The 17,304-nt window shown below is 72.6% G+C and carries 12 protein-coding genes; all 12 read right to left on the bottom strand.

Annotated elements, in window-relative coordinates; genetic code table 11:
* Positions 1-92 precede the first annotated feature (92 nt).
* Complete coding sequence (locus ACIRPT_RS31775; protein WP_403511558.1) at positions 93-1,640, bottom strand: RNA polymerase sigma factor; 1,548 nt, start codon at positions 1,638-1,640, stop codon at positions 93-95.
* A 404-nt stretch (positions 1,641-2,044) separates the two neighbouring features.
* Positions 2,045-3,040 carry a FadR/GntR family transcriptional regulator gene (locus tag ACIRPT_RS31770; RefSeq protein WP_403833388.1) on the bottom strand — a complete coding sequence of 332 codons (996 nt, stop codon included), beginning with the start codon at positions 3,038-3,040 and terminating at the stop codon, positions 2,045-2,047.
* 120 nt (positions 3,041-3,160) lie between these two features.
* On the bottom strand, positions 3,161-5,134 hold the full coding sequence (locus ACIRPT_RS31765) for an ATP-binding cassette domain-containing protein (protein ID WP_403833386.1): 1,974 nt from the start codon (positions 5,132-5,134) through the stop codon (positions 3,161-3,163).
* Positions 5,135-5,284: 150 nt separating this feature from the next.
* Complete coding sequence (locus tag ACIRPT_RS31760; RefSeq protein WP_403511567.1) at positions 5,285-6,049, bottom strand: NUDIX domain-containing protein; 765 nt, start codon at positions 6,047-6,049, stop codon at positions 5,285-5,287.
* A 49-nt stretch (positions 6,050-6,098) separates the two neighbouring features.
* A complete protein-coding gene (locus ACIRPT_RS31755; protein ID WP_403833500.1) occupies positions 6,099-8,105 on the bottom strand; it encodes a glycogen debranching N-terminal domain-containing protein in 2,007 nt (668 codons plus the stop codon).
* Positions 8,106-8,320: 215 nt separating this feature from the next.
* Positions 8,321-9,748, bottom strand: coding sequence for a DUF4192 domain-containing protein (locus ACIRPT_RS31750; RefSeq protein WP_403833383.1), 1,428 nt, complete (start codon positions 9,746-9,748; stop codon positions 8,321-8,323).
* A gap of 247 nt (positions 9,749-9,995) precedes the next feature.
* On the bottom strand, positions 9,996-11,411 hold the full coding sequence (locus ACIRPT_RS31745) for an FAD/NAD(P)-binding protein (RefSeq protein ID WP_403833380.1): 1,416 nt from the start codon (positions 11,409-11,411) through the stop codon (positions 9,996-9,998).
* Positions 11,404-12,663: a sulfate adenylyltransferase subunit 1 gene (locus ACIRPT_RS31740; RefSeq protein ID WP_403833378.1), complete on the bottom strand. Its 1,260-nt coding sequence runs from the start codon at positions 12,661-12,663 to the stop codon at positions 11,404-11,406. The genes ACIRPT_RS31745 and ACIRPT_RS31740 overlap by 8 nt, the downstream gene beginning before the upstream one ends.
* Positions 12,663-13,598, bottom strand: coding sequence for a sulfate adenylyltransferase subunit CysD (gene cysD, locus ACIRPT_RS31735; protein ID WP_403833375.1), 936 nt, complete (start codon positions 13,596-13,598; stop codon positions 12,663-12,665). The genes ACIRPT_RS31740 and cysD overlap by 1 nt, the downstream gene beginning before the upstream one ends.
* Positions 13,595-14,155, bottom strand: coding sequence for an adenylyl-sulfate kinase (gene cysC, locus ACIRPT_RS31730; RefSeq protein WP_403833373.1), 561 nt, complete (start codon positions 14,153-14,155; stop codon positions 13,595-13,597). Before cysC ends, cysD begins: the two co-directional genes overlap by 4 nt.
* Positions 14,152-16,008, bottom strand: a complete 1,857-nt coding sequence (locus tag ACIRPT_RS31725) for a M20/M25/M40 family metallo-hydrolase (protein ID WP_403833370.1) — start codon at positions 16,006-16,008, stop codon at positions 14,152-14,154. The genes cysC and ACIRPT_RS31725 overlap by 4 nt, the downstream gene beginning before the upstream one ends.
* 77 nt (positions 16,009-16,085) lie before the next feature.
* On the bottom strand, positions 16,086-17,294 hold the full coding sequence (locus ACIRPT_RS31720; protein ID WP_403833368.1) for an MFS transporter: 1,209 nt from the start codon (positions 17,292-17,294) through the stop codon (positions 16,086-16,088).
* Between the last annotated feature and the right edge of the window lie 10 nt (positions 17,295-17,304).

The raw sequence follows: 17,304 nt of genomic DNA, 5'->3' as shown, positions 1-17,304 counted from the left end.
CCAAACGGAGGTCCCCCGCACCCGGACGGCGGCGAGCCCGGCCCCTCCACGAAGGAGGAACCGGGCTCGCGGGGCGGTCCGTGCCCGTTCGGCTAGTCGAGGTAGTCGCGCAGCACCTGGGAGCGCGACGGGTGACGCAGCTTGGACATGGTCTTGGACTCGATCTGGCGGATCCGCTCGCGGGTGACGCCGTAGACCTTGCCGATCTCGTCCAGCGTCTTGGGCTGGCCGTCGGTGAGGCCGAAGCGCATGGAGACCACGCCGGCCTCGCGCTCGGAGAGGGTGTCCAGCACCGAGTGCAGCTGCTCCTGCAAGAGCGTGAAGCTGACCGCGTCGGCCGGGACGACCGCCTCGGAGTCCTCGATGAGGTCACCGAACTCGCTGTCGCCGTCCTCGCCGAGCGGGGTGTGCAGCGAAATCGGCTCGCGACCGTACTTCTGGACCTCGATGACCTTCTCGGGGGTCATGTCGAGTTCCTTGGCCAGCTCCTCCGGGGTGGGCTCGCGGCCCAGGTCCTGGAGCATCTGGCGCTGGACGCGCGCGAGCTTGTTGATGACCTCGACCATGTGGACGGGGATACGGATGGTGCGGGCCTGGTCGGCCATGGCGCGGGTGATGGCCTGGCGGATCCACCACGTCGCGTAGGTCGAGAACTTGTAGCCCTTGGTGTAGTCGAACTTCTCGACCGCACGGATCAGACCGAGGTTGCCCTCCTGGATCAGGTCCAGGAAGAGCATGCCGCGGCCGGTGTAGCGCTTGGCCAGGGAGACGACCAGACGGAGGTTGGCCTCCAGGAGGTGGTTCTTGGCCCGGCGGCCGTCCTCGGCGATGATCTCCAGCTCGCGCTTGAGCTTGGGTGCGAGCTTGTCGGAGTTCGCCAGCTTGTCCTCGGCGAACAGGCCCGCCTCGATGCGCTTGGCGAGCTCGACCTCCTGCTCGGCGTTGAGGAGCGGGACCTTGCCGATCTGCTTGAGGTAGTCCTTGACCGGGTCGGCGGTGGCGCCGGCCGCGGCGACCTGCTGCGCGGGAGCGTCGTCCTCGTCGTCGTCGGACAGAACGAAGCCGGCGTTCTCGGCGCCCTCGGGGGCGTCGGCCGCCTCGCCCTTGCCGGGCGCCGGGGTCTCCTCGGTGGCCTCGTCGTCGAGCAGCTCGTCGACGTCCTTCTTGGCCGCGGTCTTCTTGGCGGTGGTCTTCTTGGCGGTCGCCTTCTTGGCGACCGTCTTCTTGGCTGCGGTCTTCTTCGCCGCTGCCTTCTTGGCAGGCGCGGACTCGGTCTCACCGGCCGGGTCCGCCATGGGGGCGGCGGCCGCGGTGGTGGCCTTCTTCACCGTGGCGGTCTTGGCCGCGACGGTCTTGGTGGCGGTGCGCTTTGCCGGGCTCTTCGCTGCGACGCTCTTGCGGGTGCGCTTGGGCGCCTCTGCGGCACTGACCATCAGCGTCACACCCTCCTCGTCGAGGATTTGGTTGAGGCTGCGCAGAACGTTCTTCCACTGGGTTGGCGGAATCTGGTCAGCCTCGAAGGCCCGACGCACGTCATCGCCGGCGATCTGCCCATCAGCCTTTCCCCGCTCGATGAGCGCCATCACAGACTCGGACTCGGCGATCTCCGGCGGGAGCGTACGGGATGTGCTGGCCGACACGAACAACCTCTCGGAACGATGGAAACGGCTTCCGACCCCGTCCAGTGTGGATCGGAGCCGACGACCGCCGGTAGGGGATGGACCGACGGCGCGGGAGCAGCCGGGGAGTTGAACAGCGTCACGAACGCCGTCCGTATTCCCTCCTCGGCCATCACCTCTTAAGTCATCGCGCTTCCCCGAAGAGCGTTACGCCCAATCCGCGTGGCCCGAGTCACACCCCATAACGACCCATTCCCAGTCATATGACATGCAATCCTCCTAAGGTCCATCGTCGGACCCGGGCGACGCCCCGGATCCGACGATCTCGCGTGCCGTCGACGCATACGGAGCACCCCGCCCGTAGGGGGCGCGTGGCAACCGGCCACCGCGGCGCCTACGGTCCGTACGCGTTCGGGTACGGGCCCTCAGTGCTCGCGGGGCGCGGGGACGACGTGGTCGACGGGCGCCCCGGTGCCCTGGCCGCCGGCGTCGCTGTGGGCCGCGAGGAGCTGACGCATCGCGGACTCGGCCGCCGTGGCGTCGCCGGAGCCGATGGCGTCGACGATCCGCATGTGCTGGCCCACGGACGTCTCGATCGGGCGCTCGCAGCCGCCGGACGGACCGCCGGAGACATGGAGTGCGGAGCTGACGATCCCCGAGAGGTGCTCGAGCATGCGGTTGCCGGCGAGCGACAGCAGCAGGGTGTGGAACTCGACGTCGGCGCGGCCGAAGGTCACGGTGTCGCCCTGGGCCGCGGAGTGGCCCATGATCTCCACCATGTCGGCGAGGCGCTGCTGGATGTCCTCCCGGCCGTGGCCGGCGGCGAGGCGGGCGGCGAGCGGCTCGATGGTCCAGCGCAGCTCGCACAGCTCGCGGCGCTGGTCGTCGCGCTGCGGCCCGTAGGCCCGCCACTCGATGATGTCGGGGTCGAGGAGGTTCCAGTCGCTGACCGGGCGGACTCGGGTGCCCACGTTGGGGCGGGCGCTGACCAGGCCCTTGGCCTCGAGGACGCGCAGCGACTCGCGGACGACGGTCCGCGAGACCTCGAAGCGCTGGCCGATCTCCTCGGGGACGAGTGGGCGGTCGGCGCCGAGATCGCCGGAGACGATCATCTGTCCGAGCTGCTGGACGAGTTGGCCGTGCAGGCCGCGGCCGCGGCTGCCGGCGGCTCGGCGGCCGACCCGGCCCATCTCTGCTTCGGAACCGTCCCAAACCGGGGAGACGCGCTCGGTGCGATCCACGCCTGCCGCGTTCACGGCGGCATTGGCGCCGTTGGCGTAGGGGTAGCGGTCAAGCTCGCCCGGACCTGCGAGGCCGGTGTCGCCGGGGCGAGCCGCGGTCATCATGGTGTGCGCAAGGGTACTCACGCATCCTTTGTCGGCGACACCCTGAACACCCTTGAGGTCTTTGGTGAAAAGCACACGAAAGGGTGATCGCCCGTCATCTCTCAATTGACGCTTTATCGGAAAGAAACGCGCCGCCTGCGGTGAGTTGTGGACAGCGGCGCAACAACAGGGCTGCGAAACGGGCGTCATACGGCGTCAGCGCGCCCATCCGCGGAACATCGTGAGGGCATACGCGCAGACCAGCACGGTCAGCGACAACGCCATTGCGCTGCCTACGGGTTGGGTCGCAAGGCGTACGGCGACCGATACGGCCTGATCGATTCCGGACGGCCACCGATAGAGAGCCGACGACCCCAGTCGTCCCGGCAGCCCCACCAGTGAGTGGGTCGCAGGTTCGGCGATCACGCGCTGCACGAGTGGCAGGACGACGACGGGTACGGCGAGTACGGCGGCCAACCCCATTGCGGTGGACCGGAATACGCCGGCGGCCAGCACGCCCGCCCAGGCGCAGCCGATCAGCAGGCCGATCCAACCGGCGGCGAAAACAGGCCATTCGGTGCTGCTGGTGACGGATTCCGGTCCGAACAGATAGCGGGCACCGGCCTCGTCGACGGTGAGTACGCAGACACCGAGGGCCAGCGCGGCTGCGCCGCTGACAAGGAGTTTGGCGGTGAGCAGCCCGAGGCGGCGGGGAACGGTGCCGCGTTCGGGGGCGAGCGCCGGGTAACGGAACTCCTGGCCGAAGCAGAGCGCTCCGAGGAGTCCCGCGCCGAGTGCCGCCGGTGGGAAGGGCAGTTGGCGGGGCCAGCCGGCGAGCACACGGGAGGTCGGGGCGTCGCCGAGCCGGGCCAGCAACAGTGCCAGGCCCAGGGAGACGAGCACCGAGGCGAGCGTCACGAACAGGCCGGCGCGGTCGCTGAACGTGCGGCGCAGTTCGTAGCGCAGCGGCCAGGCCGGGCCGGGTGCGGGCAGCCGGGGAATGGCGAGTTGTTCCACGACCGGCGCCGAGGAGCGCGCCGGGCGGGCGGCCGGGACGGTGGCGCCGATGATCGGGAGGGTCAGGGTGTCGGACACGGTGTCCGTGCCTTTGGGGGCGATGGCGGCGCGGGCGGCCTGGAGGACGCGGACCATCGGAGCGGGGGCGGGCGCGGGGGCAGGAGCAGGGGCCGGGGCGGACCCGGAGGGCGCGTCGTCCGGGGGCGAGGTTGCGGGCGGGACGTCAGCGGTGGGAACGGGTGGGCGTCCGTCGGCGCGGTGCAGCGGGGTGACCGGGCTGGTGTCACCGACCTCGTCGGCGAGCTGGTGCACCAGGATGCCGTGACGGAAGGCGGCCTCCCCCACGGCGGCGCAGCTGCTGCCGTAGACGGCGAGGCGGTTACCGCTCTCGCGCACCACCTCGATGGCGCGGCCGACGACGGGGTCCGCGGCGTGGTCCGCGCGCTGGGACTCGTCCACGAGGAGGGTGGCGAGGCGGTCGGCGTGCGGGGAGCGGACGGCCACCCGCGGGCGCAGGCGGGTGCGGGCGAAGTCGGCGGCCTCCTGGTCGGCGACAAGTCGACCTTCTGAGAGCGTGACCACGCGGTCGGCGATCCGAGCGGCCTCCTTGGCGTCACGGGAGGTGACGAGGACGGCGCCGCCTTGTGCGGCGTAGCCGCGCAGCAGGCCGTGCAGCCATGCCGCCTCGCGCCGGGCGACCCCGTCGGCGGGTTCGTCGAGTACGAGGGTGTGGGGGTCGCCGATGAGCGCCGCGGCCAGTCCGAGCCGGCGGTCCATCCCGCGGGAGAACTCGCCCAGGCGCTGGTCGGCCAGGCCGCTGAGGCCGACCAGCTCGAGTACGTCGTCCGCGCGGGTGGTCGGGACGCCGGCGGCGGCGGTGAGCATCCGCAGATGGGTGCGCGCCGTGCGGGACGGGTCGGCGGGGGTGTCGCCGAGGAGGACACCGAGTTCGCGCGCGGGGTTGGGGATGCGGTGCAGGGGGCGGCCGCGGAAGAGGGCGACGCCGCGGCCGCGTTCGAGTTGCAGCATCAGGCGCAGGGCGGTGGTCTTGCCGGCGGCCGCGCCGCCGAGGAGCACGGTGACCTTGCCGGGCCGCGCCTCGAAACTCAGGTCTTCGACGGCGGGCGGGAGTTCGCCGCGGGGTGCGCCGGTCAGTCCGATGGCCTGGATCATCGCGTCCCTCGCGGGGCGTGAGACCGTGCGGCGGCTGCTGGGGATACGAGAGGGCTCACTCGGCCAAGGTAACGCGATATGTCCTATTTACTCGTAATTGCCGGGTGGTGATGTTCCGTCGTGTCCTGCCGGGTCGCTCGACTCCCGGAATCAGACCTCCGGACGCAGCATCGGCGGGTTGAGCAGCGTGGCGCCGCCGGCCCTGAACAGCTGGGCGGGGCGGCCACCCTGACGGGTCGTCGTACCTCCGGTGGGCACCAGGAAGCCAGGGGTGCCGGTCACCTTGCGATGGAAGTTACGGGGGTCCAGGGCGACACCCCAGACCGCTTCGTAGACCCTCCGCAGCTCGCCGACGGTGAACTCCGGCGGGCAGAAGGCCGTGGCGAGGGAGGAGTATTCGATCTTCGAACGGGCGCGCTCGACGCCGTCGTCGAGGATCTGCGCATGGTCGAAGGCCAGCGGCGCCGCCAGCTCGCCGTCGCGGCCGTGCGCGCCGTCCTGGTCGAGGAGGGTCTCGACCGGTGCCCAGCGCGCACTGTGGGCATCGCCGCCGGCGCGCGGGGCGGGCAGGTCGGGGGCGAGGACGAGATGCGCGACGCTGACGACGCGCATACGGGGGTCGCGCTTGGGGTCGCCGTAGGTGGCGAGCTGTTCGAGGTGCGCACCGTACGCGGGCGGCGGACCCGTCGGGGACTGGGCGTGCAGGCCGGTCTCCTCGGCGAGCTCCCGGGCGGCCGCGTCCGTGAGATCCTCATCGGCCCGGACGAACCCGCCGGGCAGGGCCCAGCGTCCCTGGAACGGCGGCTCACCGCGTCGCACGGCCAGTGCGCACAGCGCATGGCGGCGCACGGTGAGCACGACCAGGTCGACGGTGACGGCGAAGGGCGGAAAGGCCGACGGGTCGTAGGGTGGCATGCCCGCGATCATAGTCGTCCGCCTGACGATAAACAGGTCTGGATGTTCCTCAGGACCCCAGTTGCAGACCTTCCGCCGCCGCCTCCACCATCCCCATGCCGAGCCTGCTGATCCGTACGGCGAACGGCTGCTCCGCGACGCTCAGGCCGGTGAACTGCATCGCGCCCAGCGGCGCGCTGCCGAGCGGACGGACGGTCACCGTGCCGGCGGGCACATCGGGGCGCAGGCCGGCGAGCGCTGTCAATATCTGGGCCGCACCGGCCGCCGCCACCGCCGCGGGGCGGCAGGCCGCCGGGTGCGGGACGGGTGCGCCGTCGGCGGTGCGCTGCTCCCCCGCGTACATCTCCGGGAGGCGGTGCCCGAAGCTGTCCGCGGCGTCGAGGACGCCCCGCGCCAGCGCGCCGGCCGCCTTTTCGTGGCCGGCCGCGGCAAGGCCCGCGACGGCGATCGCCGTCTCGTGGACGCGGACGGCGCCGCTGCGGTGACCGAACGGGTTGTAGCCGCTCTCCTTGGCCCCCAGTCCGCGCAGCCCCCAGCCGGTGTCCAGGGCGGGGCCGCGCAGGAGTCTGGCCAGCTGGTCGGTCTGGGCGGCGTCCAGGAGGCCGGGGGCGAGGGTGCCGCCGCCGAGCAGGCCGGTGTCGAGGAGATGGGCCGCGCTGGAGCCGAGGTGCGGCAGCGGGCGGCCGTCGCCGGCAAGCAGGGCGGCGGGGCGGCCGCCCGCCCGGTCCGCGATCCAGAAGTCCGTACGGAACCTGGCGCGCAGATCCGCGGCCCACTCCCGCAGCGCCGCCGCATCGGACGCACCGCAGGCATCCATGAGGTCGGCGCCCAGGAGCGCGGCGCGATGCGCGTGGGCCTGGGTCTCGCTGCGGTACGGACCGTCGGGCGCGGGGTCGGGGACGTAGCCGCCACTCCCCGCGTCCGCCTCTTCGGATGCGTTGCGCAGCCATCGCAGACAGCGTTCCGCGGCGGGCAGCAGCCGTTCGGTCTCCTGGTCGGGCAGGCCCCAGCGGCGGGCCTCCGCGAGGACCGCGGGGAACAGGAGGGTGGCCTCGATGCCGGTGCAGCTGGGCGGGGCGTGTGGTCCGGCGTCGCGCAGGGCACCGGGGATTCGGCCGAAATCCGACCCCGGGGTGGCTTGTTGGGTGCGGGCGAGGGCCCGCAGCGTGCCCGCTGCGAGCCGGGTGCCCAGGGGCAGCAGCATCCGGGCGGTCCACAGCGCCTCCGCCGGGGCGAGCCCGCACCGCCAGGGAAAGCCGCCCGCGACGTAGGTGTCCACGGGCTGGGCGGGGTCGCGGATCAGCAGACCGTACAGATCGTCGAGACTGCCCGCCAGGAGGGCATCGGCCCGGTGGTCGTCGCACTCCAGCCGCGCGGGCGACCAGGGGCGCGGTGGCCGGTCACCGCGCGTACGGGGAACCGGGGTCCGTGGTCGCGGGCCGGGGGCCTGGGCGTCGCCGGGGCGCCGTTGGCCGGCCGGAAGGTCGCCCGGGGGAAGGTCGGTGTCGAGCTCGAGCCGGACGCGCAGCTCAATGGTGCAGTGGCCGCCGGGCGGCAGGTCCAGTTTCCAGCGCAGCAGGCCCGCGGACGCCATCGCATCCTGCGGCGCGGGCGTCGCGGAGACCACCGCATGTGCGCCGGGCGCGGTCCAGCGGAGCCCTGATCCGTGGACGGCGGCCCGCAGTCCCGGGCCGGGAAGCCCGGCCGCGACGGCGCCGAGCTCCGCGAGGTCGGTGCCCAGCCGGATCTCCACCGGGAGCCGGAGGGGCCGGGTGGCGCTGCTGCGGAAGGTGAGCTGCTCGGTGCCGTCGGCGGACCGCAGCCGCTCCATCCGGACCTCCGGATCCGGGCCGCGCTCGCCGGTCGTGCGGATCGTGCCGACGAACCGCGCGCGGTGCGCGGCGAGCAATCTCCCCTGGACGACGAGCGGTTCGCCGCTCCCGGCCCGTACCTCGCAGCGGGAGAGGATCCGTATCCCGTCGCGGTAGTAGCCGTCCAGGCCCTGGCCGGTCAGCTGTCCCGAGGGGGACGAGACGGCGAGGCCCGGCAGGGCCACGCAGACCAGCGAGGAGTGGACGGGCTGCGGCAGCGGGGCCCGGGGCGGCGCGGGACGCCGTTCGCCGGGCGGCCGGCGGGCCGGCTGGGTGGTGGGGACGATGCCTGGCACGCTTTGCGCTCCCTGGTGGTCTCGGGGCTCCGTACGGCCTGCGCCACCCTCGTGAACGGTTCGGCCGGCGCCCAGGTCACGCCGGCCGCCCAGCGTCGCCGGGGTCACCGCCGGCTCCGGTCACCGTCCCGGCCGGCCCGGCGCCTGCCGCGTCCGGCGGCCGTCCGGCTGCCGGGGCGGGCGCCGCCGCGTGGCCCGACGGGGCGGTCGGCGCTGCCGGGGCGGGCCGGCTTCGGCCGCTTGCCGGGCCGCGGCGCCTCCTTGACGGGCGGCGTCGGCCCGCTGTGGGAGACGGCCGCTCGCTCCTTGCGCTGTTCGCGCAGACAGCGGCGCAGCGGCTCGGGATCGAGGCCGTCGTTGATGGCGCGGTGCAGCAGGTCGGCGAAGACATAGCCGGGGTCGAGGGCCAGGGCACGGCCGAGCGTGACCCGCGCCGAGGGGGCGTCCTCGGTGGCCCAGCAGACCCATCCGGCGAGGGTCAGCGGTGCCACGGCGTGCTCGGGATAGCCGCCGGCACAGCGGCGGGCGAGGGCGCGCCAGAGCCGGAGAGCGGGCGCCGCGACGGGGTCCTCCATCCACTCCGCCGCCCGGTCGCGGGTGTTGCGGTCCTGTAGCCCGAGGATGAGGGCGGCGGCCTCGTCGTCGGTGATCAGGGCGTCGTCGCAGGCGTCCCTGGCCCGGTTGCTGCCCGCGGGCGTGTCCAGACGGAACCGGCGGATCATCGCCTCGGCCAGGTCGAGGGTCTCCCGGCGCACCGCCGCCGCGCCGTCCGGCCGGAGCATGCGCGGGAGAAGCGCGGCGGCCGCGGCGTCGAGGGCCCTCTCCTGGTCGGCGCCCCGGGGCCCGGTGCGGGGCGCCAGCCTGGCCTCCATCTCCTTGAGCGAGCCACGTACCTGCACGCCCGCGTACGCGGCGGCCGCGGCCATCACGGTCGTGCCGGGCAGGGCCAGGGGCGTGCCGTCGGCGGGGCAGCAGCGGAAGTCCGGGCAGCAGTAGGACCAGTGACGGCCGTTGGAGATGCACAGGGCTTCGAGTACGGGCACGTCCAGCGCTCCGCAGGCGGTGCGCAGCAGCTGGGCGAGTGGACGGAGCCGGTCCTTGACGTCCTTGCCGCTCTGGCCGGCGGCGGGCTCCTGGCAGAGGTAGACGACGATGGCGGCGGGCCTCTCGCCGGGGTCCTGCGCGGCGGAGATCAAGCAGTCGGCGAGCTGGTCGGCGGCGTCCGGCCACTGTGCGGCGTCGGCCGGGATCCCGAGCCGTACCCGGCCGCCGAAGCGTCCCCGTGGGCCGTGCAGCGCGACGAGAACGACGCTGTCGTCGGGATAGAAGCCCATGAGGTACGGGAGCGCGTCGGCGAGTTCGGCGGGGCTGCGCAAGGTCACCTGGGCCGCGGTGGGCCGGGAGGGGCTCGTGGCACGGGTGGAGTCGTCGGGGACGCTCGCGGCGTTGTCAGAGACGTGCGAGGCATTGTCGGGGACGGGCGAGGAGTTGTCGGGAGAGTTGGGCTCGGTCGGTTCGCTGCGCTCAGTCATGGCTCGAAGATCGCGCGACCGGCCGCCGCTCCGCGACCCCTGTGGATAACCCTCGGGTGACGCGGTTGTCCACAGGTTCGGGCGCGGGTTCGCGCGTTGTCAGTGGCATCGGTTTGCATGGAGGCATGACGCGTCGGGGATCCCGGCCCGACGAGACCCGGCTGCGCGAGGATCAGAGGCGGGCGACGGCGGACCGGGCCTCGGCGGCCGGGCCGCCACAACGGCGGCCGGGGCGCAGGCGCGCGCCCTACGTCGAGGACAGGACGCCGCCGACACCGGCACCGGCGCCGTCACCGGCGTGTGCCGCCGCCATGGAGAGCACGGAGGTGGCGATGTCCGTGGCCTGGACGCGGATTTCGGGGATCGCGGTGGTCTCCCAAAGGTTCCCCAGCCGCAGGGCGCCAAGCGTCCAGAAGGGGGCGGGCGGGTGGCCGTCGCGGGTGACGAGCCTGCCGTCGGGCGCAGTGTCCAGACCCAGACCGAGGGGGCCGGGGCGGGCCGCGCCGCTTCGCAGCAGGGCCCTGATGAACGGGTCGGTGGAATCGTGGACGGAGCGGGGCGCGCCGGTGCAGTTCACGACGGCGCCCACATGCAGTGACCGCCCGTCGGCGAGGCGGATCTGGACGCCGCCGGGGGTGGGAGTGGCCTGGGTGAGCCGGCCGGAAGTGATGCTCACCCGGCCCTCGGTGCAGGCGGCGGCCAGCGCGTCGGCGGTCCCCGGCGGCATGCGGTGCCGGTGCACTTCCCAGCGGCGGAGGTCCTCGGCCAGGAAACGCCGGCGGTCGTCCGGGCTCAGCCGCTGCCACAGCAGCGAGGTCGAGGACCGCAGGCCGTCGATGGCCGGCCGCCAGTCGCCGTGCAGACGGCGGCAGACGGCGGCGTGGCGCAGCACCATCCGGCGCAGGGCGGGCAGATCGGCACACTCGCCGTAGGGTGGCGGCGGAATCGTCGGGGGCGGCTGCCGGACGTGCCGCTGGGGCACCAGGCCGTGCCGGGAGACGGCATGGACGACCCGGCCGGGCCTGGTGAGGGTGAGGGCGATGTCCGTCATGGTCAGCCCGGTTCCGACGAGGAGCACATCGGACTCCGGCGGCACCGCGTCGAGCGCCGCCGGGTGCCAGGGATCGGAGATGATCCGTGGCGAGCTCACCGGGTGCGGCAACCAACCGCTGCCCGACCGGGGTTGGCCCAGCGCGAGCACCACCGCGCGGGCGCGCAGGCTGCCGCCGGTTGCGAAGACCAGTTGCGTACCGTCGTCATCGACGGCAAGGTCCACGACCCGTTCGTGGCGCCGTCGGAAGCGGCCGAAGGCGGAGCCCTCGACCGCGCGGGCCAAGTGGTCGGACAGGTAGTGGCCGTAGTGGCAGCGGGCGACGAACTCCCCGGGGCCGACCTGTTTGCCGAGCTTCCTGGAGAGCCACGAGGTGAAGTCGTCCGGGCGGTCGGGCCGGGCGCTGAGCCTGCCCGCCGGCACGTTCAGCAGGTGCCGGGGATCGGTGGTCGCGTATGCGGTTCCCTGCCCCGTGGCCGGCGCCGGGTCGATCAGCTGGACCTCCAGGGGAAGCCGTGCGAGGGCAGCCGCTTCGAGCAGCCGGGCCGCCGTGAGGGTGCCGGCCGCCCCGGCACCCACCACCGCGACGGTGGAGTACGTCGCCTCAGCCATCGCTCGGCCGGGTCATTCCGGCGGCCAGGGTGGTGCCGTCGGCCGGGTCGATGAGGAGGAAGGAGCCGGTGCGCCGGGAGTCGGCGTACGCGTCCAGGGCGAGGGGTTCGGCGGTTCTGACCACGACGCGTCCGATGTCGTTCGCCACCAGTTCGCCCGGTGCCGGATGGTCGGACAGATCGTCCAGGGTGAGGCGGGAGGGGATGTTCTTGACGACGGCCTTCACGGTGCGCGTGGTGTGTGTGAGCAGTACTCGGTCCCCTGCCTTGAGCGGGCGGTCCGCGACGTGGCAGACGGTCGCCTCGATGTCCTGGGTCACCGACGGCACGGCGTCGGTCGGTGTGATCAGGTCACCGCGCGAGATGTCGATGTCGTCGGCGAGCCGGACGGTCACCGACTGCGGTGCCCAGGCGACGTCCACGGCCTGACCGAGCGCGTCGATCGCCTCGATGGTGCTGGTGCGCCCCGAGGGGAGCACGGTGACGGCGTCGCCGACGCGCAGGACGCCGGAGGCGATCTGGCCCGCGTAGCCGCGGTAGTCGGGGTGTTCGGCGGTCTGCGGGCGGATGACGTACTGGACCGGGAAGCGGGCCACGTCGTCCGAGGGATCCGCGACCACGGACACCGTCTCCAGGTGCTCGAGGACGGTCGGGCCGCCGTACCAGTCCATGTTGGCCGACGGCTTCACGATGTTGTCGCCGGCCAGTGCCGAGACGGGGATGATCGTGATCTCCGGGATCCCGAGGGAGGCCGCGTAGGCGGTGAACTCCTCGGCGATGGCGGCGAAGACGGGCTCGGCGTAGTCGACGAGGTCCATCTTGTTGACCGCGAGGACGACATGGGGGACGCGCAGCAGGGCGGCCACGGCCGCGTGCCGGCGGGTCTGCTCGACGACGCCGTTGCGGGCGTCGACCAGCACCACGGCGAGGTCCGCGGTGGAGGCGCCGGTGACCATGTTCCGGGTGTACTGCACATGGCCCGGGGTGTCGGCGAGGATGAACCGACGCTTGGGGGTGGCGAAGTAGCGGTAGGCCACGTCGATGGTGATGCCCTGCTCGCGCTCGGCGCGCAGTCCGTCCGTCAGCAGCGCCAGGTCCGGCGCCTCCTGGCCGCGTCGCTGCGAGGCCGCTTCGACGGCTTCCAGCTGGTCGGCGAGGACCGATTTCGAATCGTGGAGCAGCCGCCCCACGAGGGTGGACTTACCGTCGTCCACCGACCCCGCGGTCGCGAAACGCAATGTGTCAACGATCATCAGAAGTACCCCTCGCGCTTGCGGTCTTCCATGGCGGCCTCGGAGAGCTTGTCGTCGGCCCGGGTGGCGCCGCGTTCGGTGAGCCGGGACGCGGCGATCTCGGCAATGACCTTCTCGACGGTGTCGGCGTCGGACTCGACCGCCCCGGTGCAGGACATGTCGCCGACGGTCCGGTAGCGCACCTGCCGCAGTTCGAGCTGTTCTTCGTCCCTGGGGCCGCCCCATTCGCCGGGTGCCAGCCACATCCCGTTCCTGTGGAAGACCTTCCGCTCGTGGACGTAGTAGATGGCGGGCAGTTCGATCTTCTCGCGGGCGATGTACTGCCATACGTCCAGCTCGGTCCAGTTGGACAGCGGGAAGACGCGGACGTGCTCGCCGGGCGAGTGGCGGCCGTTGTAGAGCTGCCACAGCTCGGGGCGCTGCCGGCGCGGGTCCCAGCCGCCGAACTCGTCGCGCAGCGAGAACACCCGCTCCTTGGCGCGCGCCTTCTCCTCGTCGCGGCGGCCGCCGCCGAAGACCGCGTCAAAACCGTTCTTCTCGATGGCGTCCAGCAGCGGCACGGTCTGCAGCGGGTTACGGGTGCCGTCGGGGCGTTCCTGGAGCCTGCCCGCATCGATGAAGTCCTGGACGGAGGCGACGTGCAGCCGCAGGCCGTACCGCTCCACCGTGCGGTCGCGGTAGTCGAGGACCTCGGGGAAGTTGTGGCCGGTGTCGACGTGCAGGAGGGAGAACGGGACCGCGGCGGGTGCGAACGCCTTCAGCGCGAGGTGCAGCATGACGATGGAGTCCTTGCCGCCGGAGAACAGGATCACCGGCCGCTCGAACTCACCCGCCACCTCGCGGAAGATGTGCACCGCCTCGGACTCGAGCACGTCCAGGTGGGCGAGTGCGTAGGGCCTGCCGTTCTCGCCGACGCGTGGTGCCGTGGTGGTCATGCCAGCCCCTTCTCGATGAGCAGCGTCTGCACGGCCGCCGCGGACTCCGCCACGGTCTGCAGGTGCGATTCGATCCGCAGATCCGGTGCCACCGGCTCCTCGTAGGGGTCGTCCACGCCGGTCAGGCCGGAGATCTCGCCGGCCGCCTGCTTGGCGTACAGCCCCTTCACATCGCGTTCGGAGCACACCTCGACGGGGGTGGCGACATGCACCTCGAGGAACGCGGTACCGCTCTGTTCGTGGCGTTTGCGCACCGCCTCGCGGACATCGGCGTACGGCGCGATCACCGGGACGAGCGCGGTGACGCCGTTGCGCGCCAGCACCTCGGCGACCAGGCCGATCCGCTGCACATTGCGGCGTCGGTCGTCGGGCGAGAAACCGAGTTCGGGCGAGAGCGACATCCGCAGCTCGTCGCCGTCGAGTACCTCCACCCGCCGGTGCCCGCCGCGCAGCAGCTCGGCGACGGCGCGGGCGATGGTGCTCTTGCCGGCGCTGGGCAGGCCGGTGAGCCAGATGGTCGAGCCGGGCCAGCAGGTGCAGTGCTGAGCGTGGTTCACAGTGCGCTCCACTCCCGGACGGCGGCGGCCAGCACGGTCCGGGCCGCCCGGAACTCCGCCGCGCCGATGTGCTCGTGGGGCGTGTGGTCGAGCTTCGCGTCACCGGGGCCGTAGGCCACCATGGGGACGCCCTGCCAGGTCGTTGCCAGGGTGTTCATGTCGCTACTGCCCTTCTTGAGCAGGAACCGGGGTGTCACCTCCGCGGCGCGGAACGCCCGCTGGAAGACCTTCACCAGGCTGCTGGAGCGTCCCGTCGCCACACCCGGCGTGGCGCGCAGGACCTCGAGCTCCACCGGAGCGGCGACCGAGGCGCGCAGTGCGGCCAGCAGTTCGTCCACGTCGAGTGCGGGCGGGACCCGCACGTCCACCACCGCTTCGCCGGCCTGGACGTCGCCGCGGTTGAGCGCGTGGATGCCGAGCACCGCGGTCATGGCCTCCTGGTCCAGCCGCTCGACGGCCTGGCGGACGGCGCGCAGCGATTCGACCATCCGGTCGCCCGCCGTGCTGACGCCCTTGCCCGCCGTGTGCTCGGTGTGCTCCGAGACGCTCAACCGGACCTTGACCAGGCCGTAGTAGCCGATGGTCAGCGCGGCGGCGCCGCTCGGTTCGCCGATGATCACGGCGTCGGCCGGATAATGGTCGCGGACATGGAAGGCACCGGCCGCGGTGATCTCTTCCTCGACCGCGCCGACCACCCGCAGTTGCACGCCGTCGGGCACGTCGATGTCGGCCAGCGTCTGCAGATACGTCACCAGGCTCGCCTTGGCGTCGACGCTGCCGCGTCCGGTGAGCTCCTCGCCGTCCCAACGGACGGGCCAGCGGTGCGGGACGGTGTCGAGATGGCCGAGCATCAGGAGTCGCCGGGAGCCCGAACCGCGGGTGGCCACCAGGTTGCCGGCCGCGTCGATCTTCGCGTCGATTCCCTGCTCGGTGCACCACCGCGCGAGGAACTCCGCGATCTCCTGTTCGTCCCGGGAGACGGACGACAGCTCGACGGCGCGGGCGAGAAGGGTGAGGTCCGCCGCGGGAGCCGGTGCCCGCCAGAACCAGGTGGCCTCGGCGGTGGACAGCGTGTGCGGTCCGGTGATGGCGATGTCGCAGGTGCCCTCGAGGGCGATCTCCGCGGCCCGGACCTTTTGCCGCATCCGGCCGCGGGCGTAGCGCTGGCCCTCGCCGGCGTGGGCGTGGCGCAGGGTGCTGGTGGGGGACGCGGGATCGGTGAGCAGACCGGCCGTGCCGGTGACCAGCCGGAGGTGGTCGGCGTCCAGGGCCTTGGCGACTTCGGCCGCCAGTACGTCGGCGTCCACGTTGAGGGCGGTGCCGCCGTCGTCGGCGGCGACCGGCGGGGACAGGCAGACCACGTCGAACGCGGACAGCAGGCTGGTCAGCCGGGGTACGTCCACGTCGGTCACGGTGCCGGCGCGATGGTCGCGGACCAGGCGTGTGCGGCCGTCCTCCACCACGCGCAGCGGCCCGTTGGCCTTCGCCCGTACCAGGGATCCGGTGCGGGAGACGGTGGCGAACACGGACATGCCGCGGCCGGTGAGCTCCTTCTCGATCGAGGGGAGCGTGACCTGCTCGTACGCCGCGACGATATGCGGTATCTCGTCCGGCGGGCAGTAGCGCACGTCGTCGCCGTCGCGCGAGGTCAGGGTGCGGATGTCGCGACCGATGGTGCGGTAGTGCTCCGTGATGCCGGCCGCGCCGCCGGCGATGACCAGCAGGCGGGCACCGCGCTCGTGCAGTGCGCGGAGTTCGTCGAAGACCTGGGTGTGCGCGAGGCTCGCGCTGCCCAGCTTGACCACGTAGAGCGCGGCATCGCGAGAACTGGCTACTTCCCCCAAAGTGGGCATGCCAGGGTTGCCTTTCGTGCGAGTACGGGATGACGGGAAGAACAGGAAGAGGGGTGTGCGGATCGGGGCAGCCGAGGTCAGCCGGCCGGTGAGGCCAGTTGCCTGGTGCGGCGCCGGGCGGCAACGGTGCCGGTGAACAGCGATCCGAGGACGGCCACCGCGGACAGCAGGAACGTCGCGGTGTAGCTCACCTCGGCGAGCAGCCCGCCGAGCAGGCCCGCGACGCCGACGGCAATGTCGAAGAAGGAGGTGATGGCGCCGAGCGCGGCGCCTCGTTCGGCTTCCGGGGAGGTGTCGATGGTGATGAGGGCCAGGGCGGGGTAGAGCAGGGTGAATCCGCCGCCGGCGATGAGCGCGCCGATCGCGGCGGGCCACAGGGACGGGGCGAAGGCGATGAGCACCATGCCGATCGCCTCGACCGAGGCGGAGACGACGATCACCGGCAGGGCACCGATCCGGTCCGGCATCCGGCCTGCGACCAGCCGGACCACGACGTACGCCACGCTGAACAGGCTGAGCAGCAAGGAGCCGTTGGCGATGCCCCGGGCCGTCAGCGACAGCGCTCCGAAGCTCGCGACCGCGGCGTAGCCGAAGGCACCGCAGCCCAGCGAGAGGCCGGGCAGTACCGAGGAGGGCGGCAGCAGTCGGCCGGAGACCGGCGCGTTGAGACGTGCGCTGTTGGGCAGCACGAGCAGCACGGCGACCGCGATCGCCGGGAGGGCCGAGGCGAGGATCCACACGGCGCCGAACGAACCGGCGCGGAACACCACGTCGCCCAGGATCGGCCCCACGGTGAGTCCCGTCCACATCGCCAGCCCGTAGAAGCCGACGATCTGTCCGCGGCGCTCCGGAGGGGTCAGCGACACCGTCCACACCGACCCGGCGGTGAACAGGAGCGCCTCTCCGACGCCCATGACCAGGCGCGCCACGAGGAGGCCGGGCAGGCCCAGCGGCAGCGCGTACAGTCCGCCGACGACGAGGACGAGCAGCGCGCCGAACAGCATGACCGGCCGGCTGCCCCGTCTTTGGGCGAGCTGTCCCGCGTACGGCCGGACCAGCAGCGCCACCACGCCGGAGACCGTGAAGGTCGCGCCGACCTCGAACGGCGAACCGTGCAGCTGCTCGGTGACCAGCCTGGGAATGACCGGTATCACCAGGCCGAACGACGCGAAGGTGCAGAACAGTGCGGTGATGACGCCCACGAACGTGCGGACCCAGGGCTGCCGCCCCGTTGCCTGCGCGGGCGAGGCCACCGGTGTCTTCGCCGGCAACGCTTCCTTGCTCACATTCCCCTCC

The organism is Streptomyces sp. NPDC101227 (genome assembly GCF_044767545.1).
In the GTDB taxonomy this organism is placed as follows: domain Bacteria; phylum Actinomycetota; class Actinomycetes; order Streptomycetales; family Streptomycetaceae; genus Streptomyces.
Note: the sequence above shows the minus strand (reverse complement) of the source record. Positions and strands in the feature narration are given on the sequence as shown.

Excerpts from the sequence above, each read along its gene's own strand:
- ACIRPT_RS31765 (WP_403833386.1), bottom strand. The coding sequence starts at position 5,134 with ATGATCCAGGCCATCGGACTGACCGGCGCACCCCGCGGCGAACTCCCG.
- ACIRPT_RS31760 (WP_403511567.1), bottom strand. The coding sequence starts at position 6,049 with ATGCCACCCTACGACCCGTCGGCCTTTCCGCCCTTCGCCGTCACCGTC.
- ACIRPT_RS31750 (WP_403833383.1), bottom strand. The coding sequence starts at position 9,748 with ATGACTGAGCGCAGCGAACCGACCGAGCCCAACTCTCCCGACAACTCC.
- ACIRPT_RS31745 (WP_403833380.1), bottom strand. The coding sequence starts at position 11,411 with ATGGCTGAGGCGACGTACTCCACCGTCGCGGTGGTGGGTGCCGGGGCG.
- ACIRPT_RS31740 (WP_403833378.1), bottom strand. The coding sequence starts at position 12,663 with ATGATCGTTGACACATTGCGTTTCGCGACCGCGGGGTCGGTGGACGAC.
- cysD (WP_403833375.1), bottom strand. The coding sequence starts at position 13,598 with ATGACCACCACGGCACCACGCGTCGGCGAGAACGGCAGGCCCTACGCA.
- ACIRPT_RS31725 (WP_403833370.1), bottom strand. The coding sequence starts at position 16,008 with ATGCCCACTTTGGGGGAAGTAGCCAGTTCTCGCGATGCCGCGCTCTAC.